The sequence below is a fragment of the Achromobacter sp. GW823-FHT04E03 genome, assembly GCF_058796095.1.
In genome coordinates this window covers 131,194-157,763 of record NZ_JBXAIJ010000006.1, presented here as the reverse complement: position 1 = coordinate 157,763, position 26,570 = coordinate 131,194, and the positions used below count along the sequence as shown (strand labels likewise).

Here is a 26,570-nt window from a genome sequence, read left to right as displayed (position 1 = left end):
CGTTTCCATCCCATCCAGGAGCTCCGACGCCATGACGTACCAAGCCCCCGTGAAAGACATGCTGTTCGTGCTGAACCACCTTGCGGGCCTGCCGCAAGTTGCCGCGCTGCCCGGCTTCGAGGAAGCCACGCCCGACACCACCCAGGCCGTGCTGGAAGAATCCGCGCGCTATGCCGGCGACGTGCTGGCGCCGCTGAACCATGCAGCCGACCGCGAGCCCAGCTCCTGGCGCGACGGCGCCGTCACCACTTCGCCTGGCTTCAAGCAAGCCTTCGACATGTACGCGGAGGCCGGCTGGCAAGGCATGACGCATCCGGTGGAATACGGCGGCCAGGGCCTGCCCGGCCTGATCGGTTCACCCTGCTCGGAAATGCTGAACGCCGCCAACCTGTCGTTCGCGTTGTGCCCGCTGCTGACCAATGGCGCGATCGAGGCGCTGCTGACGGCGGGTTCGCCTGAACTGAAGCAGCGCTTCATCGAGCCCATGATTTCCGGACGCTGGACCGGCACCATGAACCTGACCGAGCCACAGGCAGGCTCGGACCTGGCCATGGTGCGGTCACGCGCGCAACCCGTGGGGGACGGCACCTACCGCATCTCGGGCACCAAGATCTTCATCACCTACGGCGAACACGATCTGGCCGAGAACATCCTGCACCTGGTGCTGGCGCGCCTGCCCGACGCGCCCGAAGGCGTCAAAGGCATTTCGCTGTTCCTGGTGCCCAAGTTCCTGGTCAACGAAGACGGCACGCTGGGCGCGCGCAACGATGTCCATTGCGTGTCGATCGAACACAAGCTGGGCATCAAGGCCAGCCCCACCTGCACGCTGCAGTTCGGCGACGCGGGCGGCGCGCTGGGCTATCTGGTGGGACAGGAAAACCGCGGCCTGGACGCCATGTTCATCATGATGAATGCCGCGCGCTACGCGGTAGGCGTGCAGGGCGTGGCCGTCGCCGACCGCGCCCACCAGCACGCGCTGGCCTATGCCGCCGAGCGCGTGCAGAGCCGCCCGGTGGACGGTTCGTCCAAGGACGCGGTGGCCATCATCCAGCACCCCGACGTGCGCCGCATGCTGGGCACGATGCGCGCGCTGACCGAGGCCGGCCGCGCGCTGGCCTACTACACCGCGGGTCATGCGGATCTGGCGCACGCCAGCCCGGACGCCGAAGCCCGCAAGCGCCATCTGGCGGTGCAGGAATACCTGGTGCCCATCGTCAAGGGCTGGTGCACCGAGATGTCCATCGATGTGGCCAGCCTGGGCGTGCAGGTGCACGGCGGCATGGGCTTCATCGAGGAAACCGGCGCGGCGCAGTACTACCGCGACGCGCGCATCCTCACGATCTACGAGGGCACGACGGCGATCCAGGCCAATGACCTGGTGGGCCGCAAGACCCTGCGCGACGGCGGCGCAGTCGCCCGCGCCCTGCTGGCGGAAGTCGGCAAGACCGAAGCGGCGCTGGAAGCCCGCAGCGAATCCGCTGCCCGCCTGATGTTGACGCCGCTGCGCCAGGCCCGCGCGGCGCTGGCCGACGCCATCGACTTCGTGCTGGCCAACGCCGCCAGCCGCCCCAACGCGGTGTTCGCGGCCGCCGTGCCGTATCTGCTGCTGGCGGGCACCACGTTTGCCGGCTGGCAGATGGCGCGAGCGCTGCTGGCGAGCTTGGATCTGCGCGAGGAAGATCCTGTTTTCCACGATGCAAAGATCGCGACTGCGCAGTGCTATGCGTTGCATAAGCTGAGCCAGGCGCCGGGGATGGCGGCGGTGGTGCTTGGGTCTGGGGAATATGAGGTGCAGCCGTAACTGTCTATGGTGTGTTGCGGCGGGCCCTTGATACATGAGGGTCTCGTCTGAGGTCTTGTTTGTAGGCGATGGCTTCGGGGTCTCGTTCCAGTGCTTCGTAGGCCGCCCGTCGGCGCGGGCGCCTGAGTGGCGGGCGCCCACGATTGCGGTCCGGAGCGTTCGCTCCGGACTGCCCCATCCTCATCCTCGTCACCGCCTTCGGCGGTTCCTTCGGATTCCGTCGGGCGCATCGAGGTTGCCCGCCACTCAGGCGCCCGCGCCGACGAGCTACTTGAATCTTGGATTGGGGCGCTGCTAGAGCCGTGGGCAGGGACGATGCTTGTGTTGCCCGTCATTCTCGGCCGCGCGGGCGGCCGAGAATGACATACGTGATTTCTTGAATTTCGATTGTGTTCGCTTGCGCGGATGCGGTGACTGATTTGCTATTGATCCCCAGCACACGGGGGAGTGGGCGGTGATGGGTGGCGCGCGGCGAATGGCCGCTTGCGCATGCAGACCTGGACGCGCGCCACCCATCCGGCACCTGCGTTGAAATGACGATTGCTGGCCGACCCGTGCGCTTCGCCATCAACCCGAACACAGCACCCACCATATTCAAACCTGGTTCTCGCCAACCGCACGCGTCATCACGAGAACGCCCCCGTCACCCGCGCGCAGCGCCATCGCGCGACGCAAGATACAGCGTAAGCCCCAAGAGGCCGCCCGCGCGGCCGGCCTGGGGCGGGCCCCGCAAAACACACCACCCCCCACCGACCGTGGCCAGAACGCCAAGCACACCGCCCGCCCCAGCGCCCGTGGAGATTCAAGCAGCCGAGCCAGTCGCGGCGTGGGCTCGCGATGCGCGGGGCGTCGATAAGCCCGAGGGAATCTGAAGGAGTCGCCGAAGGCGAGGACGAAGATGACGAAGGGGAAGTCCGGAGCGAAGGCTCCGGACCGCAATCGCAGCCCCGCGCATCGCGAGCCCACGCCGCGACTGGCGTCTAAAGAACCCCACGACGAGCATCCTGAGAACCAACGGCCAAACGCTCACCACGCGGCAACGTCACCGCCCAGAACGCCAGCGCCACAACACTGATACCCGCCCCCAGCAAGCACACCCCAAGCCACCCCGCCTGCGCATAAACCGCCGTCGAAGCGATAGACCCCAACCCGCTCCCCACCGCGTAGAACATCATGTAGCCACCGACCAATCGACTATGCGCCTGCGGATTCACGCTGAAGATCATGGTCTGATTCGTCACGTGCAGCGCTTGCAAGGCGATATCCAAGACCAGCACACCCAACGCCAGCAACCACAGACTCTGATTCAGAAAGGCAATCGGCACCCAGGCCAGGCAGAGCAACGCCAGGCCCACGGCCGTGGTCCGCTCGCCTTGCCCGCTATCGGCCAGCCGCCCTGCCCGCGCCGCCATCAGCACGCCCGCCACGCCCACCAGCCCGAACGCGCCCACCGCGCTGTGCGTCAGCGAATGCGGCGGCGCGCTCAGGGGCAGCACCAGCGCGGTCCAGAAGGCGCTGAAGGCAGCGAACATCAGCAGCGCGATCATGCCGCGCACGCGCAGCACGCGCTCGGTAGCCAACAGGCCGTAGAGCGAGCGCAGCAAGGCCCAGTAACCCATGTCCACCGCGGGCAGCCGGCGTTGCGGCAAACGCCGCGCCAGCACCACCGCCAGCACGGCGGCCAGCGCAGCGGACACGACGTAGACCGCGCGCCAGCCCCACAGGTCCGCCACGGCCCCGGCCAGCGTGCGCGCCAACAGCAGGCCGATCACCACCCCGCCTTGCGCGGCGCCGACCACCCGGCCGCGCTCGCCCGGCGCGGCCAGCGCCGCGGACAAGGCCAGCAGGCCCTGCGTCATGGCCGTTCCCAGCAAGCCCAGCGCCACCATGCCCATCAACAGCCAGGGCGTGCTGGCCGACAGCGCCACGGCCGCCAAAGACAGGACCAGCAGCGCCAGCTGCCCCAGCATCAGGCGCCGGCGGTCCAGCAGGTCGCCCAGCGGCACCACGAACAGAAGCGCCAGCGCGCAGCCCAGTTGGGTGGCCGTGACCACGATGCCTACCGCGCCTTCGGCGATGCCGAACTCTCGGCCGATGGCGTCCAGCAGGGGCTGGGCGTAATACACGTTGGCCACGCTCAGGGCGCAGGCCACCGCCAGCAGCATCACCAGGGACCTGGGCATCGGACTTGGGGGTGCGGAATCGGCGGGTTCTGGTCGGGCTGACATCTCTTGCTCCATTCTGGTTGCTTTATAAAACCAGAATAATAGTTTTCGAGGTTTTATAATGCAACCGAAATTGCGATACGCCAGCCATCACCGCCTTTCCCTCAGCAAGGATCCGACATGGTCAAACGCACTAGTCTCGAAGGCGCCGCCTGCCCGGTGGCACGCTCCCTGGACGCGATCGGCGACTGGTGGTCGCTATTGATCGTGCGCGACGCCTTCGATGGATTGCGGCGGTTTGGCGAATTGCAGAAAAGCCTGGGCGTGGCCAAGAACATCCTCAGCGACCGGCTGCGCACGCTGGTGGCGCACGGCATCCTCGAAGTGGCGCCGGCCTCGGACGGCAGCGCCTACCAGGAATACGTGCTGACCGACAAAGGCCGGGCGCTCTTTCCAGTAATCGTGGGCTTGCGCCAATGGGGCGAAGACCACTACTACGGCGCGGCCGAACCCCATTCCACGCTGATCGACCGCAAGCGCGGCCAGCCCGTGCGCAAGCTGGAAATCCGCGCGCAGGACGGCCGCCTGCTCGGGCCGGACGATGCCGTGGTGCAGAAGACCGCCCTCCCGGGCTAGGTCGGGGCTATGCAGCCCCCGCGGCCGGCCATTGCCCGGTCGCCAGCGCGGTGGGCGAGTACGAGTCGAAGCGCCAGCGCAAGGCCAGCGCGCCGGGCCGGCGCACCACGCGCCGCACATGCACCCGCCACAGCCGTTCGGCGCCCTCGAACTGCGCGATCTCCGGGCTGTCCAGGATGACTTCAGCAGCGCCCGTCAACTGCAGCACGTCGCCGCGCTCGAAGTCGATGAACAGCAGTCCGGCGCGCGGGTTGAGCACCATGTTGCCCAGGGTGTTGAAAAAGCGGTTCCCGGAAAAATCCGGAATGGTCAGCACGTCGCCGTCCACCCGCACGAAGCCCGGCTTGCCGCCGCGGTGCGAGACGTCGACCTTGCGGCCGCCCTCGTCCGCGTAGGTCGCCACGAAGAACGTGTCGGACCGGGCGATCAGCGCCCGCGCCGCAACGTCCAGCGCGCTGCGCTCATTCGGCGCGCCCGGAAAGCGCAGCGCCGGCGAACGCGAAAACTGGAATTCCCGCGCCTGGATGTATTGCGGGCAATTGCCGAAGGACTGCGTCACCGCCACCTCGAAGCGCTTGCCGTCCCAGGTGGCGATGCGGCCGTTGGCGCGGTTGCGTCGGCGCGTGTGCAGCTCGATTCCCAGCAGGCCCATCTGCTGGTCCATCCCCAGGCCGGCCAGCAGCGGATCGTCGGCATCCGGCACGGCGGACACGCGCAGGCTGCGTGGATCGGGCGAGGACACGAAGCCGGGCAGGCCCTCCAGCACGCCGGCCCAGGGATCGCCCTGCCCGTCCACCGCGCCGGCAACCAGAAACGGCAGCTGCTCGAAAAACAGGCGGTGCTGGTCCGGCATGTAGTCGCGGATGACTTTGGGTCCGGTCACCGCCATGCGCTCGGCGATCCCGACGTGGTGTTGCAACAGGCGTTCGCCCGCGTGCCAGGGCGACGGCGGGAGGGCGGCAGGTTCTGCGATGGCCATGGCGTACTCCTTGAGGGCGGCGCCTGTCCTCAGGCGGCCAGCAGGCCCACCGGCGACGAGGCCATGGGCACGAAACGCGGCAGGCTTTCGATGCGGCCCAGCCAGGCGCGGACGTGCGGATAGGCCTCCAGCGACACATTGCCTTCGGGGGCATGCGCCACATAGGCGTAGCAGGCCACGTCCGCAATGGTCGGCGTCGTGCCCGCGAGGAAATCGCGTGCGGCCAGTTCGCCGTCCATGACCTTGAGCAAGGCATGGGCGCGGGCCAGCGTGCTGTCCACGTCATAGGCCGCGCCGAACAGGGTCACCAGGCGCGCAGCCGCCGGGCCGATCGCCAGCGGGCCGGACGCCGCCGACAGCCAGCGCTGTACCGCCGCCGCCCCGGCCGGGTCTTCCGGCAGCCAGGCCTGGCCGCCGTAACGCTTGGCCAGGTAGACCAGGATGGCGGTCGAATCCGCGACCACCACCCCGTCATCGTCGATGACCGGCACCTGGCCGAAGGCGTTCAAAGCCAGGAACGGCGGGCGCTTCTGCTCGCCGCCGCGCAGGTCCACATCGACCTTGCGGTGGGGCACATCCAGCAGGGACAGCATCAGGGCGACGCGATGGGCGTGGCCGGACAAGGGAAAACTGTAGAAGGTCAGCTTAGGGGTATGGGCGGTTTGCATGAGCGGGCTCCAAGTCGGATTCAGACTCCATCTTGGGCCGGCGCCGGGCTCGCGTGAACGGCCAGCGCCGGCAAGACACTCTTGCAGCGGATGAAAGAAAGAGGACGGCCGCCCCGTCCCTTCAAGGCCTGCGTGCGGGCGCGTCCGAGGAACGGGTCGCTACGCCGGCAGCGTCGCCAGGTCGCGCCGCAAGGCCTCGACGCAGAACTCCACGAAGCTGCGCACCTTGGCCGAACTCTTGCGGCCTTCTGGGTACACCAGGTGGACCGGCAGCGGCGGCAGTTCGAAGTCGCGCAGCACCACATCCAGGGCGCCGCTGGCCAGGTGCCGCGCCACCTGGTAGGACACCACCTGCGTCAGCCCCCAACCCTCGCAGGCCGCGAGCACCGCGGCCTGGAAGGACGTGACCGTCAGTTGCGAATCGACGCGCAGGCTGCGGGGCTGGCCATCCTGCTGGAAGCGCCATTGCGGCGTGCGGCCTTCCATGGCGGCGGTGACCGTGCAAAAGCGCGGCAGCGACTCCAGGTCCTGCGGCACGCCGTGTTCGCGCAGGAACGCGGGCGCGGCGCAGACCACGCGGCGTACCTGCCCCACCGGCACCGCCGTCAGCGTCGAATCCGGCAAGGCGCCGATGCGCACCGCCACGTCCACGCGTTCGTCCAGCAGGTTCACCACGCGGTCCACCAGCAGCGTGCGCACGGAGACTTCGCGATGCGCGCGCAGATAAGCCAGCACGGCCGGCATCACGTGCAATTCGCCAAAGAACGCCGGCGCCGTGATGCTGAGCGCGCCCCGCGGCGCGGCCATCGCGCCGGCCACGGCATCGTCGGCCTGTTCGACTTCGTCGAGGATGCGGCGGCAGTCGTCGGCATAGCGCTGGCCGGCCTCGGTCAGTCGCAGGCTGCGCGTGGTGCGCACCAGCAGCAACGCGCCCAACCGCCGCTCCAGCGCCGACACGCTGCGCGTGACGGTCGGCGCCGACATCTCCAGCCGGCGCGCGGCCGCGGCGAAACTCTGTGCCTCGGCCACCGCCAGGAACACGCTCATTTCATGGAATCGATTCACGCCTCGCGGCCTCCGCGCTGATTTTCGGGAAGAGAGTGGAAGCGCGTGCAGGGGCGCGTCAATCCAGTAACAGAGGATATGAGCCGCATGCTTCCCGGCCTCATGCTTGAGCCTCGAACTCCTTGCGCAACCACCCCAGGAAAGCCTTGACCGGCGGATGGCGTTCGCGGCCCGGCGCGCACAGCGCGGTGTAGGCCGCCCCCGCCACCCGCACCTCAGGACGATACGCCACCAGGGTACCCGCCGCCACGCTGTCCGACACCATGACGGAGCTGGCCAGCACCAGTCCCTGGCCGGCAATGGCGGCCTGAAGGGCGTAGTGCTCTTCCTCGTAGGCATGCAGCGCCGCCGGCTTGCGCCAGGACGGCAGGCCGGCGGCCTCGCACCAGTCCTGCCAGCCCTGCTCGTACAGCTGCGAATCGCGCCAGCGCACGGTCACCAGCGACGGCGCGCGCCTGCCCGGACGGGCGGCCAGCGTCGGCGCGCCATAGACGCCGAACCATTCCTGCAACGAGCAGGCGGCGTGCAGCCCGGGCCAGCGCGCCCGGCTGTAGCGGATGGCCAGGTCCACGCTGGCGTCGCGCAACAGGTCCACCGCTTCGGCGCTGGTGTTCAGGTTCAGTTGATATTGAGGAAACGCCGCGTAGAAGCGGCCCAGCCGCGGCACCAGCCACAGGGCCGCGAACGAATGTGTGGTGGACAGGGTCAGCGCGCCCGAGGCCGGCGCGGCGCGCAAGGCGTCCAGGGTCTGCGCCACATCGAGCAAGGCGCCGTGCACGCCGGCAAAAAGGCGCGCGCCCTTCTCCGTCAGGCGCACGCCGCGCGGCACGCGTTCAAAAAGCGCGTAGCCCACGTGCCGCTCGAGCGCCTTGACCTGATGGGACACGGCCGTGGCAGTGACCGCCAGTTCGGCCGCGGCCAGTTTGAAGCTGAGCAATCTGGCAGCCGCCTCGAAGGTGCGCAGCGCGGTCACCGGTAGCGTGGCAAACATGGATTCCTGGCCCTATGGATGAAATCAATTCATCATATTCAAGGATTCATCATTTGTCGCCTTTCAGCCGCCAGGACAGAATTTTCCTCACCACATGGAAACGTCCATGCCAACAAGAGGAATCAAACATGAATTCAGATCATCCCGACAAGCGCCTGCTGATCCTGGTCGGCAGCCCGCGGCGCGACGGCAACAGCGCGGCCCTGGGCGCGGCTGCGCTGCGCGGGGCCGAGGCGGCGGGCACCCAGGCCACGCTGCTGTTCCTGGACGACTACATCGGGGCCTTTTTGCCGGACTTGCGGCGCTCGCCCCCGCCGACCGACCGCTATTCCGAGCTGTTCCTGGAACACTTCCTGCCGGCCGACGGCGTGCTGATCTGCACCCCGATCTACTGGTACGGCATGTCGGCGCAGACCAAGGCGTTCTTCGACCGTTCGTTCAGCCACTATGCCGGCCAGGGACCCGAACCGGAACGGGTCAAGCAGCGCATGACCGGCAAGCGCCTGGGCCTGGCGGTGGCATCCGAGGAAACCTACCCGGGCGCGGCGCTGGGCATCGTGCACCAGATCCAGGAATACGCGCGCTATACCCATTCGGATTTCGTCGGCTACGTGCACGGCGCCGGCAACCTGCGCGGCGAGATCGCGGCGGACCCGCGCCAGCCGCTGCAGGCGGCGGCCGAACTGGGCACCACGTTCTTTACCCGCAAGTACTCGGACTACCGGGTGGAAACGCCGCGCGCCCGCAATGTCTGGGAGCCTGCCCCTGCGCTGCGCAGCACGCCGGGCGTGCTGCCGTAGACCTGCTTGAACACGCGGGTCAGATGGGCCTGGTCGGCGAAACCCACGGCATGCGCGGCGTCGGCCAGCGCCAGGCCGTCGCGCAGCAGCGCCCGGGCCCGCGCCACCCGCCAGTTGCGCAGCCAGGCCAACGGCGGCAAGCCGTAGCGCCGGGCAAACTGCTTGACCAGCGTGGTGCGGTGGCGGTCCTGCGCCACCGCCAGGGCCTCCAGATCCGGCGCGCAGGCTGGGTCCGAGGCCATACGCGCGCGCAGCAGCGAGCAGACGTCGGACGCGTCGTCTGCCGCCGCCGTACGGGCTTGCGCATGTGCCGCCAGCAGGCCGAACAAGGCGGCGGAGAGGCGTTCGCGGCGCTGCGCGTCGGCGATGGGATCGGGCGTGAGCGCGTCCAGCCAGGCCTGGCAGAGCGCCGGATCGCGAATCACGGGACCGGCCAGGCTGGCCCCGCCCGCAAACAGGGTGAGTTCGTGATCCCTGAACCAGTCCGGATCGATATAGGCCATGCGGTACCCCAGCGGCGCGTCCGAGGTGCCCCCGGTATGGACCTGACCGGGCGCAATCACCACCAGATCGCCCTCGCCCGCGGCCTGCGGCGCGCCATGCACGGTGAAGGCGCAACGGCCCTGCGCGATGGCGCCGATGGACCAGGCGTCGTGGAAATGCGGCGCATAGCGGTAGCCGCGCAGGTCTGCGATCAAAACATCGCCGGGCAGGCCGGCGCCGCAATGCCAGATATGTTGGGAAACCGCCATGAACAAGTGAGGATGTAGCGCCTAGCCGAAGTAGCTCTGGTCCGATGTCAGCGTGCGGGCCAGCAGCCACGCGTTGCGGGGATTCTCGCCCACGCGGCGCACGGCATACGGCCACCAATCGCCGCCGAAGGGCAGATAGACCCTGACGTTATAGCCCAAACGGCGCAACGCGAGCTGCCAGTCCGGACGCACGCCATAGAGCATTTCGAATTCGAAGGCTTCTGGCGGCCAGCCGCGCTCCCGCGCCAGCTCCAGGATGGCGCCGGCCAGGCGGTCGTCATGGGTACCGAAAACGGGCTGGAAGCCGGACTCCAGCGCCTCGCGCGACAGCATGATGGCGGCGGCGTCCAGATAGGCCTGGTCGATGCGCGCGCGGCCGGCGTGGTCCAGCGCGCGCTCCGGAAACGCGCCCTTGACCAGCCGCAGCGAGGTGCGCTGACGGATCGCCCAGGCCAGGTCCAGCGGCGTGCGGCGCCGCCGCGCCTGCAGTGTCAGGCCTGCCGGCATGCCGGCTTGCAGCAGTTCGCGATGCAAGGCGCAGGTGCGGTCGCAGAGGGAGGAATCCTCCATGTCCAGCACCATCCAGTCGCGCCCCAGGCCGACCGTCCGGCGCGCCGCCAGGCCGATGCGCCGGGCATTGTCCCGGCCCAGCGCGTCGTCGCGCATATAGCCGATGGCGGTGGGATCGACTGACACGTGCACGTCCAGCCCTGCGTGCTCCAGCGCCCGGCAGGCGCCGAGCGTCTGGGCCACGTTGTGCTCGATGGCCTCGGGATCGTCCACGTACTCGCCCAGGTAGAAGAGCGAGGCGCGGATGCCGTGCGCCTCGCGCAGCCTGGCGGCCGTGCGGACCGCGGCGTCGACGTCCGCGCCGCCGACGAAACGGGCCGCCAGCGACGTGCGGGCCGCCATGGCACGCATCGCCCGCCCCACGCCCGGGCTGCGCGCCAGCGCGATCGCCGTTCTCTGGAACATGCTCATGGGCTCTCTCCCTATAAAGAGAGCCACTGTGCCGGTACGGCGCGCGCCCGTCTTGAACGCCAGTGAAACTTCCTAGTCCAGCGCCAGCGTGCGGGCGCGACCGAACAGCGGGCGCTGCACCGTCTGCGCCAGCAGCACGCCGGCCAGCGTCACCGCGCCGCCCAGCAGGTGGTACATGTGCAGTTGCTCGCGCAGCATGACGAAGGCGGCCAGCGCGGTGAACAGCGGCAGCAGGTTGATGAAGATGCTGCAGCGGTTGGGCCCCAGCCGCTGCACGCCTTCGATCCACAGGAAGGACAGCAGCACCGACGAGAAGATGCCCGCGTACAGGATCAGCGGCACCGTGTTCATGTCCAGCGCAGCCTGCGCCGCCGGCACGCGCAGGTACAGCGGCAGCATGTAGAGCAGCGCGAAGATCGATTGCACGAAGGTGGACTGCCAGGCCGGCAGCGGCACTTTCCAGTGGCGCAGCAACACTCCGTACAGCGCGTAGGACAAGGCAGCCAGCAGCATCAGGCCGTCGCCGACGTGGATGCCGTGCTGGAACACGCTAAGCATGTCGCCCTGGCCCACCAGGTACAGCAGGCCGAGGAACGACAGCGCGCCGCCAGCGGCCATGCCCAGGGTCAGCGGATCCCGCAGGATCACCACGCTGAGCAGCATGCTCAGCAAGGGAATCAGCGCGGTCAGGATGGCCATGTTGGTCGCCGTGGTGGTTTCGGCGGCGCGATAGGACAGCGCCTGGAATACCGCCGACGACAGGGCGCCGTACAGCGCCAGCTTGGGCCAATGGCGCAGGATGGTCTTGCGGTTGCGCCAGGCCGGGCCGGCCGTGAACAGGCCCATCAGGAACAGGGCCAGCACCAGCCGGTAGAAGGTGATGGCAGTGGGCGAGATGGCGCTGGCGGCCATCTTGGAGACGATGACGTTGCCCGCCCAGAACAGAATGGCGAACAACGGAAACAGGTAGGACATGGTGGTTGCGCTCGGAGGATGAGGGATGGTCTCCGGCCGCTTGCGGCGCCCGTTGGGGCTACGCAGGAGGTGGAGTATCGCTATCCTATTGAGCGCGATCCAGTCCGTCTGCCGATGAAAAGGCAGGCACTATCGCAAAATGGACATCGCCGTATCAGGGGCGGAATGGCGCCGGATCCAGCGGCAGCTCCAGCCCGCCCATCTGGGCCGTCAACAGCGCGGCGCTGCCGCAGGCCAGGGTGAAGCCCAGCGCGCCTTGCCCGATGTTCAGCCACAGGTTATCGGCGGCATGGCTGCGTCCGATCAGCGGCTTGCTGGTGGGAGTGGCCGGACGCAGCCCCGCCCAAGGCGCCGCCTGGCGCAGGTCCAGCGCCGGAAACGCCTCGTGCACCTGGCGCTTGAGCAGCCCGATGCGCGCCGTGTCGATGCCGGCATCGGCGCTGCCGATGTCGACCATGGCCGCGATCCGCAGCACGCCGCCCACGCGGGCATAGACGATGCGCCGTTCGTAGTCCGTGACGCTGATGCGCGGCGCCACCGAGTCGTCGTCCTCGGCCAGCGGCACGCTCAGGCTGTAGCCCTTCAAGGGATACAGCGGCACGTCATGGCCCAGCGGCTTGAGCAGCGCACGCGTGCCGATACCGGTGGCCAGCACGATGGCGTCAGCGCCGATGTCGCCGTCGCGCGTATTCACCGCCACGATGCGGCGGCCTTCGCGCTGCAGGCCCGATACCGGATTGGACATGACGCATTGCACGTTGGCCATGGTCTGCAGGCGGTCGAACAGCGCCTCGGTGAACTGGCGGCAGTCGCCCGCTTCTTCGCTGGGGGTGTAGATGGCGCCGGCCAGGCTTGCGCCCATGCCGGCCAGCGCGGGTTCCAGCGCCAGGGTCTGTGCCGCGTCCAGCACCTGCTGTTCAGCGCCGAGGTCGGCCTGGTACGCCACCAGCGCGCGCGCCTTGTCCAGCAAGGCCGGACTGCGGTAGGCGATGAGCTTGCCGTTCTTCAGATGGCCGAAATCCAGATCTTCCTGCTCCAGCAGCGAGTGCATGACGTCCCGGCTCAGATAGGACAGGCCAGCCAGTTGGACCGTGGAAGCCTTGGCCACCGAGGCCCGGCACGCCAGCGCAAATTGCAGGCACCAGCGCCATTGATGGGGATCCAGCCTGGGCCGGAAACGCAGCGGGGAGTCCTCGCGCAGCAGCCAGCCCGGCACGCTGGGCAGCACGCCCGGACCGGCCAAAGGCGCCACGTAGCTATAACTGAGCTGACCGCCATTGGCGTAGCTGGAGACCTCGGCCGGACGCGCCTGGCTGTCCACCAGCACCACGTCATGGCCCTGGCGCGCCAGGAAATAGGCCGACGTGACGCCCACGACGCCAGCGCCGATTACGCAAACCCGCATACTCTTAGATCCAGAAAGACAGGGACACGACGCTATTCTGGGACGCGCTCCGCCCGTCCGGCAAATGCCAAACTCCGCAGGGTCCATAACAAAACATCATGCCCCGCCTCAGGCGGCGCGATGCAGCTTGATGATGGCGGCGGCCGTGGGGTCGCGCACCAGGTCGGCCAGGGTGTAGCCGTTGAGCGCCTCGTAGAAGGCCTGCAAGGTCTGCGCCAGCACGCCGGACAGCCGGCATGCGCCGTCCAGCGCACAGGGAGGTTCGCGGCAGTCGATCAGCGGCCCCTGCTGCTCCAGCTGCCGGATCAGGTCGCCCAGCCGGTAGCGGTCGGCGGACTGCGACAGCCGCAGGCCGCCGCCCTTGCCGCGCGAGGTGCTGACCCAACCCTGCTGCGCCATGAAGTGCACCACCTTCACCAGATGATTGCGCGACACGCTGAAGCGGTCGGCGATCTCCGGAATGGTGACGGCGGCGGACCGGTCGCGGCATTGCGTCAGGTACATCAGGACGCGCAGGCCGAAATCGGTGAATCGGGTCAGTTGCATGGCTGGGACGAAAGGGATGGACGCTGGCGGCCCGAAAGTTCAGGCCGCCAGGATACACCGCTCAGGCGGGCGCGCCGCCGCTGCCGAAGGCTTCGGCATGGATGCGGTCGGCGGGCACGCCCAGGCCGGTCAAGGCTTCGCGCTGCGCGCGCATGAAGCCGGCCGGGCCACACAGGTAGTAGTCCGCGCCGGGCACGATGACTTCGTCGCGGATGGCGTTCAGATCCACCCGGCCGGCGTAGTCGTAGTCGCGGCCAGGTTGGTCGCCGTGGCCGACCTCCTCGTAGAACACCGCCTTGCGCACGTTGGCGCGTTCGGCGGCGATGCTGTTGACGTGATCGCGCATGGCGTGGACCGAGTTGTTGCGGCAGCCGTGCACGAAACGGATCAGGCGTTCGTCGTTCAACCCCACCAGATGGTTCAGGATGGAGACCATGGGCGTCAGGCCCACGCCGCCGCTCAGCAGCACCACCGGCGCGCTGCCTTCCTCGCGCAGATGGAAGTCGCCCTGGGGCGGCGCCACGTCCAGCACCCCGCCCTCTTCCAGGCGGTCATGCAGGGCGTTGGAAACCCGGCCGGCCGGCGTATCGGCGCCCGCCGCTTCGCGCTTGACCGAGATGCGCAGGCGGTCCTGGCCCGGCGCGTCCGACAGGCTGTACTGGCGCGGCTGCATCAGGCCCAGTTCGGGCACGAACACGCGCACCGACACGTACTGGCCGGGACGGTAGGCAGGCACTTCGCCGCCATCGGCCGGCGCCAGGTAGAAGGACGTGATCTCGGCGCTTTCACGCTGCTTGCCCACCACGCGGAACGCGCGCCAGCCCGTCCAGCCGCCCGGCTTGGCGGCCGACTCCGCGTACAGGCGCGCCTCTTCGGCGATCAGCAGGTCGGCCAGTTGGCCGTAGGCCGCGGCCCAGGCCGCCACCAGCTCTTCCGTGGCTGCCTCGCCCAGCACTTCGCTGATGGAGGCCAGCAGATGCTTGCCCACGATCTGGTAGTGCTCGGGCCGGATGCCCAGGCTGACATGCTTGTGCACGATGCGCGTCACCACGGGCATCAGCACGGAAGGATCGTCGATGTGCTCGGCGTAAGCCGCGACCGCGCCGGCCAGCGCCTGCTGCTGCTCGCCGCCAGCCTGGTGGCCCTGGTTGAAGACATGCTTGAGCTCGGGGTTGTGCTTGAACATGCGGGCATAGAAATGCTTGGTCAGCGCGACGCCGTGCGTCTTGAGAACGGGCGCCGTGCCCTTGACCAGGGCGCGGATTTGGGGACTCAACATCAACTGCTCCTTGTGGCGCGATCGGAATCGCCATTAAACATGCATTTATAATACATCTTTAAATGCCCACTGAAAAACCCCGGGCGATTCAATCCGGCCCGCTGGCCCATGCGCCCAGGATGGCAAGCGGCGGTAACACGCAATCGGTCCCCGCGCGCCATTGGGGACGCGTGGCGCCGCCAGCCTGTCCGAGCCACGCCACGGACGCGATCCAGTCCTCGCCCAGGCGCCATGAACAGGCGCGCCACTGCCCCGGCGGCGCACGCAGGCGCCATTCCGCCTTGCCGCCGAAGTCCAGGCCTACCGAAGCCATGTCCGCAGGGAAATCCAGTCCGGCCGCCTTGATGAAGGCTTCCTTCAGCGTCCACAAGAGATAAAAGCGTTCCAATTGGGCTGCGCCTTCCAGGCCAGCCAGCGTGGCTTGCTCGGCCGGCGCGCATACCCACTCGGCCAGGCGCAAGACCTCGCGCGGCCGCACTCGCTCCAGATCGGCGCCCAACCGCCACCCGGCCGGGGCGGACGCGCAGACCGCGTGGCCGCCGCTGTGGCTGAGCGACAGGGTCGCAGGCGGCATGGCCTGCCTGATCTCTTGCAGCAAAGCCCTGCTGACCCGCCAATCGAGCTGCGCCTTCGGGCTGCGCAGCGCTTGAGCGCGCGCGGCGTCCTCGGCTGACAGCTCCTGGCTGCGGTAACCCGCAGCCGCGCCTTTGTCCGCCCACCAGATTAAAAGTTCCTGAACGTTCACGGGAGAAAGTAACAAATAGCAAGCTGAAGTGTAAGAAACAAAGGAAATATTGTGTATTATGTAACGTTTTAAATCAAAATGGCCTGACATCGCCATAGTAGAATCGCGCGCTATGTTGACGTTTTCGATCGCGCAATGGCAGGGTTGGGCGCAAGGAATCGATGGCCCCGGCGACTGGTTGAAATGGGCCGAACATCCGTTCTGCCCGATCGGAAATCAGAATCCGCCCCGCCTGGACTTCCTGCCTCCCTTGCAACGCCGCCGCCTGAGCCCGCTGGCTCGCGGGGTGTTCGAGTGCGCGTGGCCGTTGGCCGAGGGACGCCCGCCCATGCCGCTGGTGTTTGCCTCCCGCCATGGCGAAACCACCCGCAACTTCGGCCTGCTGCAAGCGCTGGCGGCGCACGCCCCCCTGTCGCCCACGGCCTTCGGCCTGTCGGTCCACAACGCCATCGCCGCGCAGTGGTCGATCATACGCCGCGAGACCACTGAATCCGTGGCCTTGTCGGTGGAAGACGACGGCCTGGAGCACGCCTGCATCGAGGCGTCGATGCTGTTCGACGCCGGCCACCAGGACGTGCTCGTGGTGCTGGCCGAGGAACGGCCGCCCGCAGCTTACGCCCCCTGGGTGGATGACGCGCCCTACGCTTATGCGGTCGCCCTGCATCTGCAGCCCGGCGCCGACTGGACCTTGGCCCTGGCCCCGCAGGCGCCGGATGCCGCCGACAGCGCGCAGGCCTGGCCCAATCCCCTGAACCTGCTGCGCCACCTCTTGCTGCGCACGCCCGACTGGCGCCACGCCAACCGCTCCCGACTATGGACCTGGACACGCACGGCATGACTAGCGCCACGCCTCCCCGGCAGGACTTCTGGCTCTGGCGTCTGTTCGCCACCGGCATGGCCTTTACCCTTTTCGGGCTGGGCGGCGTGCTGCTGCGCGTGCTGGTGTTCCCGCCCCAGCGCTTGCTGCCCGGCGACAAGGCGGACCGCCAGCGCCGCGCGCGCGGCGCGCTGAACGGCACCTTCCGCCTGTTCATCCGCTTCATGGTCCGCACCGGCATCCTGACCGTGGAATTCAAGGGCGCCGAACGCCTCGGCAAGCCCGGACAGATGATCCTGGCCAACCACCCTTCGCTGCTGGACGTGGTGTTCCTGGTCGGCCACGTCAAGAACGCCAACTGCATCGTCAAGCACGGCCTGGCCACCAACCCGTTCACCCGCGGCCCGGTGGCCAATGCCGGCTACATCACCAACGACGAAAGCTTCGACATGTTCGACCGCGCCGCCGACGTGCTGCGCGCGGGCGAAACCCTGATCGTCTTTCCCGAAGGCACGCGCACGCCGCGCGACGCCATGCCGCGCTTTCATCGCGGCGCCTGCGCCATCGCGCTGCGCGGCGCGCGCGTGGTCACGCCCGTGGTCATCAGCATGAATCCCCGCAGCCTGACCAAGGGCGAGCCCTGGTACCGGATTCCGCCCTGCCGCATGCGCTATGTGATCCGCGTGGGCGAGGACATCGATCCCGCCTCCTGGAGCGGCGCGCATCCGCTGCCCATCGCCGGACGCAAGATGAACGATTACCTGCACGCCTATTTCGAAGCCGAGCTGGCGCCCGCCGCGCCCGCCGGCGCCATCATGAATGAACAACCGCCTCGGGCGGTGGAAGTGGAGTCCTGACCGGATGAACCAACTGGAATTTGAACTCAAGACCCTCGTCATCGACTCGCTGGGCCTGGAAGACATCGCGCCCGACGATATCGACAGCGACGCCCACCTCTTTGGCGACGGACTGGGGCTGGACTCGGTGGACGCCCTGGAGCTGGGCCTCGCGCTGCAAAAGCGGTACGGCATCACCATCGATCCCGAGACGCGCAACATGCGCGAGCATTTCGCCAGCATCGCCAAGCTGGCCGAGTTTGTCACCGCGCAACGCCGCGCCTAAAGGATACGGAGTCCAGGATGCATACCCGCGACGAAATCTTCAACACGCTGCGCGGCGCGCTGGTCGAACTGTTCGAGATCGAACCTGAACGCATCACGCCCGAAGCAAACCTGTACACGGACCTGGAGATCGACAGCATCGACGCCATCGACCTGATCGACCATGTGCGCCGCCAGACCGGCCGCAAGCTCGACGCCAACGACTTCCGCACCGTGCGCACGGTCGAGGACGTGGTGCAGGCCATGTGCCAGAAACAGGACCCCGCCGCATGAAACGCGGCGTGGCGGCAGCCCTGGCCGTGGCCGGCATCGCCTATCCCTTCGCCGTCCACGCGGCGCTGGGACGGGTAAGCGCCGCCTGGCTGGCGCTGCCGCTGGCCCTGCTGTGGCTGGCGCGCGGCCTGACCGCGGATGCCGCCCGGCCGGGCGCGCGCCTGCTGCCCGCTGTGGCGGTGGCCTTCTGCCTGGTCCTGGCCGTTTCGAATTCGCAAGACTGGCTGCGCTGGTATCCCGTGCTGGTCAACGGCATGATGCTGGCTATCTTCGGCGCCAGCCTGCGGCGCGGCCGCCCCGTGATCGAGCAACTGGCCCGGCTGCGCCACCCAGATCTGCCGCCCGAAGGCGTGCGCTATACCCGCAATGTCACCCGCGTGTGGTGCGCCTTTTTCGCCCTGAACGGCAGTGTGGCGGCGGCCCTTGCGGCCTGGGGACCCTGGAGCTGGTGGACCGTCTACAACGGCGCCGTGAGCTATGTGCTGATGGGCCTGCTGCTGGCGGGCGAATGGCTGCTGCGCCCCGCCGCCGCCAAGGCGGCGTAACGCATGGCCTGGACCGATCTCGCGCAGCTGCTGCTGCCCGCCCCGCCTGACTTGGCCGATGCGCTGGTCGCCGACGAGCCGCCACTGACGCGCGAGGCGTTTGCTCGCGCCAGCCTGCAGGCCGCGGGCGCCTTGCAAGCCAGGCAGCTGCAACGCGTCGCGATCTGGTTCGAGGACGCCGCCCGCATGGCCGTCGCGTTGTTCGCATGCTGGCGCGCCGGCGTGGTCGCGGTGCTGCCGGGCGACGCCCAGGCGCAGACCTGCGCCACGCTCGACGCCATGGTGGACGCCTGGCTGAGCGACACTGATCTGCCGCTGCCGGCCGAGCGGCTGTGCCGGCTGGCCGAGCTGCAAGGCCACGCACCGCTCGCGCCCGCCGAACTGGACCCTGCGCTGACGCTGGTGCTGTGCACTTCGGGATCCAGCGGCACGCCCAAACATATCGCCAAGCACTGGCGGCAACTGATGGACGAAGTCCGCGCGCTGCAGCAGCAATGGCCGGATGCGCGCGGCCCCGTGCTGGGCAGCGTATCGGCGCAACACATGTACGGCCTGCCCTTCAGGGTGCTGTGGCCGCTGTGCGCCGGGCGCCAGCTGGACCGGCCGCAGCGCCTTTATCCGGAAGAACTGCAGCAGGCCAGCCTGCGCCATCCGGCCTGCACCTGGATCGCCAGCCCAGCGCTGCTGCGCCGCCTGGGACAGCGGCTGGATTGGGACCAGCTGCGCGGCCGCCTGACCCGCATCCACTCGTCCGGCGGCGAATTGCCCGCCGACGCATCCGACCATATCGCACAGCACCTGGGACTGCGCCCCAGCGAGATCTACGGCAGCTCCGAAACCGGCGCCGTCGCCTGGCGCGAAGGCGACAGTCCCTGGCAGCCGCTGCCCGGCGTGGCCGTCGACCTGAACGCCGAAGGCGCGCTGCGCGTGCAATCGCCATGGGTCAACCCGGCCGAGGCGCAGACCGCCGACGGCGCGGAGCTTGCGCATGACGGTTTCCGGCTGCTCGGCCGCCTCGACCGCATCGTGAAGATCGAGGAAAAGCGCATTTCCCTGCCCATGCTGGAACAGGCGCTGGCGCGCCATTCCTACGTCGCCGAAGCGCGCCTGGGAGGTCTGGCCGGGACCTCGCGCCTTGCCGCGCTGGTCGCCCTGTCGGCCGGCGGCCTGCATGCCTTGCGCAACCAGGGCCGCAAGGCGCTAGTGGATGCGCTGCGCGCGCATCTGGCCCCAGGCTTCGAATCGCTGGCCATTCCGCGCACCTGGCGCTTCTTCGCGCAACTGCCTGCCAACGCCCAGGGCAAGCTGCCGCGCAGCGTGTTCGAAGCGGCCGCGGGCCCCCGACCGCTAGCGCCCGAGGCGCTGGAACTGCCGCGCCTGGCGGATCACGAACGTCGCTACCGGCTGGAAATCCCCTGCGACCTGGCGCATTTCAGCGGCCACTTCCCCACTGCTCCCGTTGTGCCCGGGGTTGTCCAGATCGGCTGGGCCATGTCGCTGGCACAACGCGACCTCCATCCCGAGCTGCGTTTCGCCGGCATGGAAGCCCTGAAATTCCAGCGCCTGCTGCGTCCGGGCGATACCGCCATGCTGGCGCTCAAATGGGACGCCTCGAAGCAGAAGCTGTATTTCGCCTACACGGTCAACGGCGCGCCCTGCTCTTCCGGCCGCATTCTGCAGGCAGGCGGCCATGGCCCCGCATAAGCTCTGCGCGCTCATTCCCGTGTACAACCACGGCGCCACGGTCGCCGCGGTGCACGCGCAGCTTGTGGCGCAAGGCTTGCCCTGCGTGCTGGTGGATGACGGCTCCGAACCGTCTTGCGCCGCCGCGCTGGATGCGCTGGCCGCCCAACCGCATACGCATCTGCTGCGGCGCGCGGTCAACGGCGGCAAAGGCGCGGCGGTGCAGGACGGGCTGCGCGCGGCGGCGGCGCTGGGCTATACCCATGCCTTGCAGGTCGACGCCGACGGTCAGCACGCCCTGACGGACGCGGCGGCCTTCGCCGCGGCCTCCCGTGCTCGCCCCGAAGCCCTCGTCTGCGGCGCGCCGCTGTATGGCGACGACGTGCCACGCAGCCGTCTCTATGGCCGCTGGCTGACGCGCGTGTGGGTCTGGATCAATACGCTTTCGCTCGACATCCCCGACGCCATGTGCGGTTTCCGCGTCTACCCGCTGGCCGCGGCGCTGCCCGTGATCGACGGCGCGCGCGTGGGCCGGCGCATGGATTTCGACATCGCCGTCCTGGTGCGCCTGCACTGGCGCGGCGTCGCGATGGTCTGGCTGCCGACGCGCGTGGCCTACCCGGAAGGCGGCATTTCCCACTTCCAGGGCCTGCGCGACAACCTGCTGATCAGCCGCATGCACGCGCGCCTCTTCTTCGGCATGCTGGCGCGCTCGCCGGCGCTGCTGTGGCGCCGGCTTGCCGGAGGTCAGCGTCCATGAGCGCCACAGATCAGCATTGGGCCGATCAGCCCGAGCGCGGCAGCGCCCTGCTGATGCGCCTGACCGCCTGGGCCGCGCGCACCCTGGGCCGCCGTTTGGTCGCGCCCGTGGTCTGGCTGGTCGTGCTGTATTTCTATGTCAGCGGCGCCCGCGCCCGGCGTTCGATCGCGGCCTACCAGCGCCGTCTGGCGCAATCCGGCACGCTGGCCGAGCCGCTGCCGCGCCGCATGCCGGTCTACCGCCAGTACCTCGCGTTCGCCAACGCCATCCTGGACAAGCTGGACGTCTGGCAGGGCAAGATCACGATGGCCCATCTGGACATCTCCGACCCTGACGGCCTGCACGCGCAAATGGGCAGCAACCGCGGCCAGATCCTGGTGGGCTCGCACCTGGGCAATATCGAGGTCTGCCGCGCGCTGGCGGAGCAAAGCGGCACCTTGAAACTCAATGTGCTGGTCCACGACAAGCACGCGGTTCACTTCAGCCGGCTGCTGCACGAGGCCGGCGGCGGGCTGCGCATGATCCAGGTCAGCGAACTGGATGCTCCGGCCATGCTGGACCTGGCGCAGCGCCTGGACCGCGGCGAATGGCTCGCCATCGCCGGCGACCGCGTGCCGCTGCAGGGCGACCGTTGCACGCCGGTGGACTTTCTGGGCGCCAGCGCGCTGTTCCCGCAAGGGCCCTGGCTGCTGGCGGGCCTGTTGCGCTGCCCGGTCAACCTGCTGTTCTGCACGCGCCACGGCGCACGCTACCGCGTCGCGATGGAACGCCTGTCGGACGGCATCGAATGGACGCGCGCCACGCGCCAGGCCCGGATCGCCGAGCTGGCCCAGCGCTACGCCGACCGTCTGGCCGCACACTGCCGCCTGGCGCCGCTGCAATGGTTCAACTTCTACCCTTTCTGGAAAGACGATGCGTAAACGGGGCGCCATTGGCGCTGAAGTCGAAATCCGTGTGCCCTTCTTCGACGTGGATCCGCTAAACGTCGTCTGGCACGGACACTACGTCAAGTATCTGGAACAGGCCCGCTGCGAACTGCTGGACCTGCTGGGACACAACTACGACGCCATGCGCGCCAGCGGCTACGCCTGGCCGGTGATCGACCTGCATCTGCGCTACGCGCAGCCCGCACAATTCGGCCAGCGCCTGAAGGTGCGCGCCGAACTGGTGGAATGGGAGCACCGGCTGAAGATCAACTACCTGATCCTGGACGCCGCCAGCGGCCAGCGCCTGACGCGGGCCACGTCCGAACAGGTGGCGGTCTGCATCCAGACCCGCGAGATGCAGCTGACCTCGCCCGCCGCGCTGGTCGATGCCGTGCAACGCAAGCTGCAATCGATGGAGACGCCCGCATGACGCGCCGCCTGGTTTTCATACGCCGCCTGTGCGCCCTGCTGGCCTTGGCCCTGCTGCCGCTGGCCGCCCGCGCCTTCGACCTGGCCGACCTGCAAACGCAGCTGAACGCCACGCCGGTGGTGCGCGGCCATTTCGTGCAACAGAAGTTCCTGCGCTCGCTGCCGCAGCCGCTGACCAGCCGCGGCGATTTCACGCTGGCGGCGGGCAAGGGCCTGCTGTGGCTGCTGCGCACGCCGATCGCGCAGGACCTGCGCATCGACGCCCGCGGCATCTCCCGGCGCGACGAAGCCGGCAAATGGCAGGCTCTGCCGCAGCATTCCGGCGCCGGCCGCGAGAACCGGCTGTTCCTGTCCGTGCTGGCAGGCGACACCGCCGGGCTGCGCGAAAACTTCGACCTGGCGCTCACTGGCGACGCCGATGCCTGGCAGCTGCTGCTGACGCCGCGCTCGGTCCTGCTGCGCCAGATCTTCGACAACATCCAGATCAACGGCGGCAAGCTGGTGGACCGCATCGAACTGCGCGAGACGCAGGGCGACCGCAGCGTGCTGCAAATGACGGATGCGCAGGCCGCCCAGGCCCTGACCGCCGAGGAGCAACGTGCGTTCGCCGATTGAGCGCTGGCTGCCGCGGCTGTTCAAGCTGGGGCTGCTGCTGATTCTCTGCGCCGGCGCCTGGCAAAGCCGCCACGGCTGGCCGGTGTCGGCCAACCTGATGGAGCTGGTGCCCCAGGCCGGCGCCGACGCCACGCGCCAATTGGCCGAGGCCCGCATCCAGGAGCCCCTGTCGCGCCAGCTCATCGCGCTGGTCGCGACTCAAAGCGCAAACGCCGGCGCGGATGCCGCGGCCCCCGCGCGCCTGCTTGCGCAGCGCTGGACCGACAGCGGCCTGTTTTCTTCCGTGCAGGTGGAACTGCAAATCGACGTGCCCGCGCTGCGCGCGCAACTGCTGGCGGGCCGGCTGGCCATGCTGCCGGCGGCCGACCGGCATCAGCTCGAGACCGATCCCGCGGCCTACGCCCAGCGCCGCGCACGCGAGCTGTCCGATCCATTTTCATCTTCGGGCCTGGTGCCGGCGGACCAGGACTGGCTGGGCCTGACGCGCCGTGCCGAACAGGCGCTGCGCCCAGGCGGCGCGGTGCAGTACGACATGGGCACGGGCACCCTGCAGGCCGAACACGCCGGCAGACGCTGGATGCTGGTGCGCGCAGAAACCCGCGGCGATGCGTTCGACGCGGCCGCGCCCCAACAAATCGCCGCGCAGCTCGAACAGGACCGCGCGGCGCTCGGCGCGGCCGGCGCCGAGCTGCTGGTGGCCGGCGGCCCCCTGTACGCCGCCGCGGGCCGGGCGCAAGCGGTTGCCGAAAGCAGCTGGATCGGTACCGGCGCCACCATCGGCATCGTGCTGGTCCTGCTGCTGGCGCTGCGGCGCGTGCGCGCGCTGCTGGCTTTCGTGCCGGTCGCCGTCGGGCTGCTGACCGGCGCGGTGGCCTGCGTGGCAGTGTTCGGCTCCATCCACGTCCTGACCCTGGTGATCGGCGCGAGCCTGATCGGCGTAGCGGTGGATTTCCCCATGCATTGGCTCGGCAAGAGCTATGGCATGGCCGACTGGCAGGCCTGGCCCGCGCTGCGGCGCGTCCTGCCCGGGCTGACCATCAGCCTGGCAGCCAGCCTGGTCGGCTACGTCGCGCTGGCGTTCACCCCGTTCCCCGCGCTGACGCAGACCGCGGTGTTCTCGGCCGCCGGCCTGCTGGGCGCCTACGCCTGCACCGTGTGCCAGTTGCCGGCCTGGATGGACGGCTGGCGGCCCCGCCCCTGGCAGCCGCTGCTGCGTTTTGCCGAGGCCGCGCTGCACGCGCGTCAGCGCCTGGCCGGACGCCGCGCCGCGCTGTGGCTGGGCGCCCTGGCCCTTATCGCCGCCACTGCCGGCGGCATCAGCCGGCTGAGCATCCAGGACGATCTGCGGCAATGGCTGAGCCTGCCCGCGCCCTTGCTGCAGCAGGCCCGGCAGATCGGCGAAATCACCGGCTTCATGCCGACCAGCCAGTTCTTCCTGGTGCGCGCGCCCGACGCCGACGAGCTGCTGCGCAGGCAGGCGCGGGTGTCGCAGGCGCTGGATGCGCTGGTCGCGCGCGGCGATCTCGCCGCCTACAACGCCTTGAGCCAGCTGGTCTCGCCGGCCGCCGACCAGAAGGCGCTGGGCGCGACGCTGGCCAGCCTGGCCGGGCAGCCCGACGCCTGGAAGCCGCTTACCGACATCGGCATCCCCTACGCCGCCTTGCGCCTGGAACTGCAATCCATGGCCGCGCTGCCGCCGCAGGCCATCGAAGACGCGCTGCAAGGCCCGCTGGCCGAACGCTGGCGGCCGCTGTGGCTGGGCGTGCGTGAAGGGCAGGCCGCAGGCATGGTGACCTTGCTGGGCCTGCGCGACGCGTCCGCGCTCGAGGCCATCGCCCGGGTTGCCCCGGACGTCACGCTGGTGGACCGCAGCGGCGAACTGAATCGCATGTTCGCGGCCACGCGCATCGAAGCCGCCGAGCTCAAGCTGCTGTCCTATGGGGTCGCGGCGCTGTTGCTGCTGCTGACTCTGGGCCGCGCCGCCGCCTGGCGCATCCTGGCCGTGCCGCTCGCGGCCACCGCATGCAGCCTGGCCGCGCTGGGCTATCTGGGCCAGCCGCTCACCCTGTTCAGCCTGTTCGGTTTGCTGCTGGTGTCGGCCATCGGCGTGGATTACGCCATCTTCATGTACGAGCGGGTCGCGGGCGCGGCCGCCAGCCTGGTCGGCATCCTGCTGGGCGCCGCCACCACGCTGCTGTCCTTCGGCCTGCTCGCCGTCAGCCAGACGCCCGCCATCGCCAACTTCGGGCTGGCGGTCGCGCTGGGCGTGGCCTTCTCGCTGCTGTGGGCGCCATGGATCAATCCGCCGCGCGCCGCCGCGCCGCATCCTGCTTTCAATAACTAAAAGGAAATACCCGGCATGGAACATCGCGAAGTCGTAGTCATAGGAGCGGGGCCGGCAGGCGCGGTTGCCGCCGCCCTGTTGAAGCGCCAAGGACATGACGTCCTGATGCTGGAACGCCAGCAGTTTCCGCGTTTTTCCATCGGTGAAAGCCTGCTCGCCCATTGCCTGGAATTCGTGGAAGAAGCGGGCATGCTGCCGGCGGTGCAGGCCGCCGGCTTCCAGGTGAAGAACGGCGCGGCGTTTGCCTGCGGCGAGCGCTATACCCACTTCGATTTCCGCGACAAGTTCAGCCCCGGCCCCGGCACCACGTTCCAGGTGCAGCGCGCGCACTTCGACAAAGTGCTGGCGGACGATGCCGCCCGCCAGGGCGTGGAAGTGCGCTACCTGCAGGAAGTGACGGCGGCCGATTTCGACGGCGACGCCCCCTTGCTGGATGTGCGCGGCGCCGATGGCGCGTCCTACCAGGTGCAGAGCCGGTTCGTGCTCGATGCCAGCGGCTACGGCCGCGTGCTGGCGCGCCTGCTGGACCTGGAGCGCCCGTCGTCGATGCCGCCGCGCAAGGCCATCTTCACCCATATCGAGGACCGCATCGACGACCCCGGCTTCGACCGCGAGAAGATCCTGATCAGCGTGCACCCGGAAGAACGCGGCATCTGGTACTGGCTGATCCCCTTCTCCAACGGCCGCTGCTCGTTCGGCGTCGTGGGCGGCGAAAACCTCTTCGGCGGCCCCGGCCAGGACCTGATGGCCACGCTGCGCGAGATGGCCGACGCCGCGCCCAATCTCAGGCGCGTCCTGAAGAACGCCGTCTGGGACACGCCCGCCAATACCATCGGCGGCTATTCGGCCAGCGTGACGCAGCTGCACGGCCCCGGCTACGCGCTGCTGGGCAACGCGGCGGAATTCCTGGACCCCGTGTTTTCCTCGGGCGTCACCATCGCCCTGCGCTCGTCCAAGCTGGCGGCCGACGCGCTGCACCGCCAACTGACCGGTGCGCAGGTCGACTGGCAGGCCGAATTCGCCGATCCGCTGATGGTGGGCGTGGAGACCTTCCGCGCCTATGTCCAGGGCTGGTACAGCGGGGAATTCCAGGATGTGGTCTTCTACGAGAACGCGCAGCCCGAGATCCGGCGCATGATCAGCTCCATCCTGGCGGGCTACGCCTGGGACCGGAACAACCCCTTCGTCGCCAACCCGCAGCGCCGCCTGCGCATGCTGAGCGAACTTTGCCGCGGCGCCGAAGCGCAGCCGCTGCCCGCCTGATTCCGA

Annotated in this window: 27 protein-coding genes; 15 read left to right on the top strand and 12 right to left on the bottom strand. The window is 68.9% G+C overall.

Annotation, left to right across the window (positions count from 1 at the left end; genetic code table 11):
- Window positions 1-31: 31 nt before the first annotated feature.
- Window positions 32-1,801, top strand: coding sequence for an acyl-CoA dehydrogenase (locus tag AC1RHV_RS29620; protein ID WP_125473105.1), 1,770 nt, complete (start codon window positions 32-34; stop codon window positions 1,799-1,801).
- A 980-nt stretch (window positions 1,802-2,781) separates the two neighbouring features.
- Here the strand turns inward: AC1RHV_RS29620 and AC1RHV_RS29615 are convergent.
- Window positions 2,782-4,029, bottom strand: coding sequence for an MFS transporter (locus tag AC1RHV_RS29615; protein ID WP_492302530.1), 1,248 nt, complete (start codon window positions 4,027-4,029; stop codon window positions 2,782-2,784).
- A 117-nt stretch (window positions 4,030-4,146) separates the two neighbouring features.
- Between AC1RHV_RS29615 and AC1RHV_RS29610 the strand changes: the two genes are divergently transcribed.
- The gene (locus AC1RHV_RS29610; RefSeq protein WP_054458163.1) at window positions 4,147-4,602 is read left to right on the top strand and encodes a winged helix-turn-helix transcriptional regulator; all 456 of its coding nucleotides are present in this window, start codon (window positions 4,147-4,149) and stop codon (window positions 4,600-4,602) included.
- 7 nt (window positions 4,603-4,609) lie between these two features.
- Here the strand turns inward: AC1RHV_RS29610 and AC1RHV_RS29605 are convergent, their stop codons facing one another.
- The 4 genes from AC1RHV_RS29605 to AC1RHV_RS29590 all read right to left on the bottom strand — a co-directional run bounded on the left by AC1RHV_RS29605 (window position 4,610) and on the right by AC1RHV_RS29590 (window position 8,305).
- Window positions 4,610-5,581: a pyridoxamine 5'-phosphate oxidase family protein gene (locus tag AC1RHV_RS29605; protein ID WP_492302528.1), complete on the bottom strand. Its 972-nt coding sequence runs from the start codon at window positions 5,579-5,581 to the stop codon at window positions 4,610-4,612.
- A 29-nt stretch (window positions 5,582-5,610) separates the two neighbouring features.
- Entirely contained in the window at window positions 5,611-6,249 is a 639-nt protein-coding gene (locus AC1RHV_RS29600; protein ID WP_492302526.1) for a glutathione S-transferase family protein, read from the bottom strand.
- 159 nt (window positions 6,250-6,408) lie between these two features.
- Window positions 6,409-7,314 (bottom strand): LysR family transcriptional regulator, encoded by a 906-nt coding sequence (locus AC1RHV_RS29595; RefSeq protein ID WP_492302524.1) that lies wholly within the window; start codon window positions 7,312-7,314, stop codon window positions 6,409-6,411.
- 100 nt (window positions 7,315-7,414) lie between these two features.
- The gene (locus AC1RHV_RS29590) at window positions 7,415-8,305 is read right to left on the bottom strand and encodes a LysR substrate-binding domain-containing protein (protein WP_054458167.1); all 891 of its coding nucleotides are present in this window, start codon (window positions 8,303-8,305) and stop codon (window positions 7,415-7,417) included.
- A 128-nt stretch (window positions 8,306-8,433) separates the two neighbouring features.
- Here AC1RHV_RS29590 and AC1RHV_RS29585 point away from each other — a divergent pair, with 128 nt between their 5' ends.
- Window positions 8,434-9,105 carry a flavodoxin family protein gene (locus AC1RHV_RS29585; RefSeq protein WP_119451668.1) on the top strand — a complete coding sequence of 224 codons (672 nt, stop codon included), beginning with the start codon at window positions 8,434-8,436 and terminating at the stop codon, window positions 9,103-9,105.
- Here the strand turns inward: AC1RHV_RS29585 and AC1RHV_RS29580 are convergent.
- The 7 genes from AC1RHV_RS29580 to AC1RHV_RS29550 form a co-directional block, all read right to left on the bottom strand.
- Entirely contained in the window at window positions 9,024-9,857 is an 834-nt protein-coding gene (locus AC1RHV_RS29580) for a helix-turn-helix transcriptional regulator (protein ID WP_054458292.1), read from the bottom strand. The two genes, AC1RHV_RS29585 and AC1RHV_RS29580, sit on opposite strands and share 82 nt — an antisense overlap.
- A 21-nt stretch (window positions 9,858-9,878) precedes the next feature.
- A complete protein-coding gene (locus AC1RHV_RS29575; protein WP_054458169.1) occupies window positions 9,879-10,838 on the bottom strand; it encodes a proline dehydrogenase family protein in 960 nt (319 codons plus the stop codon).
- A 72-nt stretch (window positions 10,839-10,910) separates the two neighbouring features.
- Window positions 10,911-11,813, bottom strand: coding sequence for a DMT family transporter (locus AC1RHV_RS29570; protein ID WP_054458170.1), 903 nt, complete (start codon window positions 11,811-11,813; stop codon window positions 10,911-10,913).
- Window positions 11,814-11,967: 154 nt separating this feature from the next.
- Window positions 11,968-13,218, bottom strand: coding sequence for a D-amino acid dehydrogenase (locus AC1RHV_RS29565; protein ID WP_054458171.1), 1,251 nt, complete (start codon window positions 13,216-13,218; stop codon window positions 11,968-11,970).
- 108 nt (window positions 13,219-13,326) lie between these two features.
- The gene (locus AC1RHV_RS29560; protein ID WP_054458172.1) at window positions 13,327-13,764 is read right to left on the bottom strand and encodes an Rrf2 family transcriptional regulator; all 438 of its coding nucleotides are present in this window, start codon (window positions 13,762-13,764) and stop codon (window positions 13,327-13,329) included.
- Window positions 13,765-13,825: 61 nt separating this feature from the next.
- Window positions 13,826-15,043 carry an NO-inducible flavohemoprotein gene (gene hmpA / locus AC1RHV_RS29555; protein ID WP_492302520.1) on the bottom strand — a complete coding sequence of 406 codons (1,218 nt, stop codon included), beginning with the start codon at window positions 15,041-15,043 and terminating at the stop codon, window positions 13,826-13,828.
- Between the two features lie 88 nt (window positions 15,044-15,131).
- Window positions 15,132-15,617 carry a 4'-phosphopantetheinyl transferase family protein gene (locus AC1RHV_RS29550; protein WP_492302518.1) on the bottom strand — a complete coding sequence of 162 codons (486 nt, stop codon included), beginning with the start codon at window positions 15,615-15,617 and terminating at the stop codon, window positions 15,132-15,134.
- A gap of 283 nt (window positions 15,618-15,900) precedes the next feature.
- Between AC1RHV_RS29550 and AC1RHV_RS29545 the strand changes: the two genes are divergently transcribed.
- Genes AC1RHV_RS29545 through AC1RHV_RS29490 form a run of 12 tightly spaced genes read left to right on the top strand, consistent with a single transcriptional unit; the run spans window position 15,901 to window position 26,564 of the window.
- Entirely contained in the window at window positions 15,901-16,626 is a 726-nt protein-coding gene (locus tag AC1RHV_RS29545) for a beta-ketoacyl synthase chain length factor (protein WP_492302516.1), read from the top strand.
- Window positions 16,623-17,462 carry a lysophospholipid acyltransferase family protein gene (locus AC1RHV_RS29540; protein ID WP_119451677.1) on the top strand — a complete coding sequence of 280 codons (840 nt, stop codon included), beginning with the start codon at window positions 16,623-16,625 and terminating at the stop codon, window positions 17,460-17,462. The genes AC1RHV_RS29545 and AC1RHV_RS29540 overlap by 4 nt, the downstream gene beginning before the upstream one ends.
- A gap of 4 nt (window positions 17,463-17,466) precedes the next feature.
- Window positions 17,467-17,727 (top strand): phosphopantetheine-binding protein, encoded by a 261-nt coding sequence (locus tag AC1RHV_RS29535; protein WP_054458177.1) that lies wholly within the window; start codon window positions 17,467-17,469, stop codon window positions 17,725-17,727.
- 17 nt (window positions 17,728-17,744) lie between these two features.
- On the top strand, window positions 17,745-17,999 hold the full coding sequence (locus AC1RHV_RS29530) for an acyl carrier protein (protein WP_013392999.1): 255 nt from the start codon (window positions 17,745-17,747) through the stop codon (window positions 17,997-17,999).
- The gene (locus AC1RHV_RS29525; protein ID WP_175162726.1) at window positions 17,996-18,544 is read left to right on the top strand and encodes a COG4648 family protein; all 549 of its coding nucleotides are present in this window, start codon (window positions 17,996-17,998) and stop codon (window positions 18,542-18,544) included. Before AC1RHV_RS29530 ends, AC1RHV_RS29525 begins: the two co-directional genes overlap by 4 nt.
- Window positions 18,545-18,547: 3 nt before the next feature.
- The gene (locus AC1RHV_RS29520) at window positions 18,548-20,248 is read left to right on the top strand and encodes an ApeI family dehydratase (RefSeq protein ID WP_492302513.1); all 1,701 of its coding nucleotides are present in this window, start codon (window positions 18,548-18,550) and stop codon (window positions 20,246-20,248) included.
- Window positions 20,235-20,987, top strand: a complete 753-nt coding sequence (locus AC1RHV_RS29515; protein WP_119451660.1) for a glycosyltransferase family 2 protein — start codon at window positions 20,235-20,237, stop codon at window positions 20,985-20,987. Before AC1RHV_RS29520 ends, AC1RHV_RS29515 begins: the two co-directional genes overlap by 14 nt.
- Window positions 20,984-21,907 (top strand): lysophospholipid acyltransferase family protein, encoded by a 924-nt coding sequence (locus AC1RHV_RS29510; protein WP_175162731.1) that lies wholly within the window; start codon window positions 20,984-20,986, stop codon window positions 21,905-21,907. Before AC1RHV_RS29515 ends, AC1RHV_RS29510 begins: the two co-directional genes overlap by 4 nt.
- The gene (locus AC1RHV_RS29505; protein WP_054458182.1) at window positions 21,900-22,343 is read left to right on the top strand and encodes an acyl-CoA thioesterase; all 444 of its coding nucleotides are present in this window, start codon (window positions 21,900-21,902) and stop codon (window positions 22,341-22,343) included. Before AC1RHV_RS29510 ends, AC1RHV_RS29505 begins: the two co-directional genes overlap by 8 nt.
- A complete protein-coding gene (locus AC1RHV_RS29500; RefSeq protein ID WP_175182315.1) occupies window positions 22,340-22,957 on the top strand; it encodes an outer membrane lipoprotein carrier protein LolA in 618 nt (205 codons plus the stop codon). The genes AC1RHV_RS29505 and AC1RHV_RS29500 overlap by 4 nt, the downstream gene beginning before the upstream one ends.
- Window positions 22,941-25,301 (top strand): MMPL family transporter, encoded by a 2,361-nt coding sequence (locus tag AC1RHV_RS29495; protein WP_054458184.1) that lies wholly within the window; start codon window positions 22,941-22,943, stop codon window positions 25,299-25,301. The genes AC1RHV_RS29500 and AC1RHV_RS29495 overlap by 17 nt, the downstream gene beginning before the upstream one ends.
- Window positions 25,302-25,316: 15 nt before the next feature.
- Window positions 25,317-26,564, top strand: coding sequence for an NAD(P)/FAD-dependent oxidoreductase (locus AC1RHV_RS29490; protein WP_175162733.1), 1,248 nt, complete (start codon window positions 25,317-25,319; stop codon window positions 26,562-26,564).
- Window positions 26,565-26,570 lie beyond the last annotated feature (6 nt).

Bases quoted from the DNA above. Each gene is read 5' to 3' on its own strand.
- AC1RHV_RS29620 (WP_125473105.1), top strand. From the start codon at position 32: ATGACGTACCAAGCCCCCGTGAAAGACATGCTGTTCGTGCTGAACCAC.
- AC1RHV_RS29615 (WP_492302530.1), bottom strand. From the start codon at position 4,029: ATGTCAGCCCGACCAGAACCCGCCGATTCCGCACCCCCAAGTCCGATG.
- AC1RHV_RS29610 (WP_054458163.1), top strand. From the start codon at position 4,147: ATGGTCAAACGCACTAGTCTCGAAGGCGCCGCCTGCCCGGTGGCACGC.
- AC1RHV_RS29605 (WP_492302528.1), bottom strand. From the start codon at position 5,581: ATGGCCATCGCAGAACCTGCCGCCCTCCCGCCGTCGCCCTGGCACGCG.
- AC1RHV_RS29600 (WP_492302526.1), bottom strand. From the start codon at position 6,249: ATGCAAACCGCCCATACCCCTAAGCTGACCTTCTACAGTTTTCCCTTG.
- AC1RHV_RS29590 (WP_054458167.1), bottom strand. From the start codon at position 8,305: ATGTTTGCCACGCTACCGGTGACCGCGCTGCGCACCTTCGAGGCGGCT.
- AC1RHV_RS29585 (WP_119451668.1), top strand. From the start codon at position 8,434: ATGAATTCAGATCATCCCGACAAGCGCCTGCTGATCCTGGTCGGCAGC.
- AC1RHV_RS29580 (WP_054458292.1), bottom strand. From the start codon at position 9,857: ATGGCGGTTTCCCAACATATCTGGCATTGCGGCGCCGGCCTGCCCGGC.
- AC1RHV_RS29575 (WP_054458169.1), bottom strand. From the start codon at position 10,838: ATGAGCATGTTCCAGAGAACGGCGATCGCGCTGGCGCGCAGCCCGGGC.
- AC1RHV_RS29570 (WP_054458170.1), bottom strand. From the start codon at position 11,813: ATGTCCTACCTGTTTCCGTTGTTCGCCATTCTGTTCTGGGCGGGCAAC.
- AC1RHV_RS29565 (WP_054458171.1), bottom strand. From the start codon at position 13,218: ATGCGGGTTTGCGTAATCGGCGCTGGCGTCGTGGGCGTCACGTCGGCC.
- AC1RHV_RS29560 (WP_054458172.1), bottom strand. From the start codon at position 13,764: ATGCAACTGACCCGATTCACCGATTTCGGCCTGCGCGTCCTGATGTAC.
- hmpA (WP_492302520.1), bottom strand. From the start codon at position 15,043: ATGTTGAGTCCCCAAATCCGCGCCCTGGTCAAGGGCACGGCGCCCGTT.
- AC1RHV_RS29550 (WP_492302518.1), bottom strand. From the start codon at position 15,617: ATGCCGCCTGCGACCCTGTCGCTCAGCCACAGCGGCGGCCACGCGGTC.
- AC1RHV_RS29545 (WP_492302516.1), top strand. From the start codon at position 15,901: ATGTTGACGTTTTCGATCGCGCAATGGCAGGGTTGGGCGCAAGGAATC.
- AC1RHV_RS29540 (WP_119451677.1), top strand. From the start codon at position 16,623: ATGACTAGCGCCACGCCTCCCCGGCAGGACTTCTGGCTCTGGCGTCTG.
- AC1RHV_RS29535 (WP_054458177.1), top strand. From the start codon at position 17,467: ATGAACCAACTGGAATTTGAACTCAAGACCCTCGTCATCGACTCGCTG.
- AC1RHV_RS29530 (WP_013392999.1), top strand. From the start codon at position 17,745: ATGCATACCCGCGACGAAATCTTCAACACGCTGCGCGGCGCGCTGGTC.
- AC1RHV_RS29525 (WP_175162726.1), top strand. From the start codon at position 17,996: ATGAAACGCGGCGTGGCGGCAGCCCTGGCCGTGGCCGGCATCGCCTAT.
- AC1RHV_RS29520 (WP_492302513.1), top strand. From the start codon at position 18,548: ATGGCCTGGACCGATCTCGCGCAGCTGCTGCTGCCCGCCCCGCCTGAC.
- AC1RHV_RS29515 (WP_119451660.1), top strand. From the start codon at position 20,235: ATGGCCCCGCATAAGCTCTGCGCGCTCATTCCCGTGTACAACCACGGC.
- AC1RHV_RS29510 (WP_175162731.1), top strand. From the start codon at position 20,984: ATGAGCGCCACAGATCAGCATTGGGCCGATCAGCCCGAGCGCGGCAGC.
- AC1RHV_RS29505 (WP_054458182.1), top strand. From the start codon at position 21,900: ATGCGTAAACGGGGCGCCATTGGCGCTGAAGTCGAAATCCGTGTGCCC.
- AC1RHV_RS29500 (WP_175182315.1), top strand. From the start codon at position 22,340: ATGACGCGCCGCCTGGTTTTCATACGCCGCCTGTGCGCCCTGCTGGCC.
- AC1RHV_RS29490 (WP_175162733.1), top strand. From the start codon at position 25,317: ATGGAACATCGCGAAGTCGTAGTCATAGGAGCGGGGCCGGCAGGCGCG.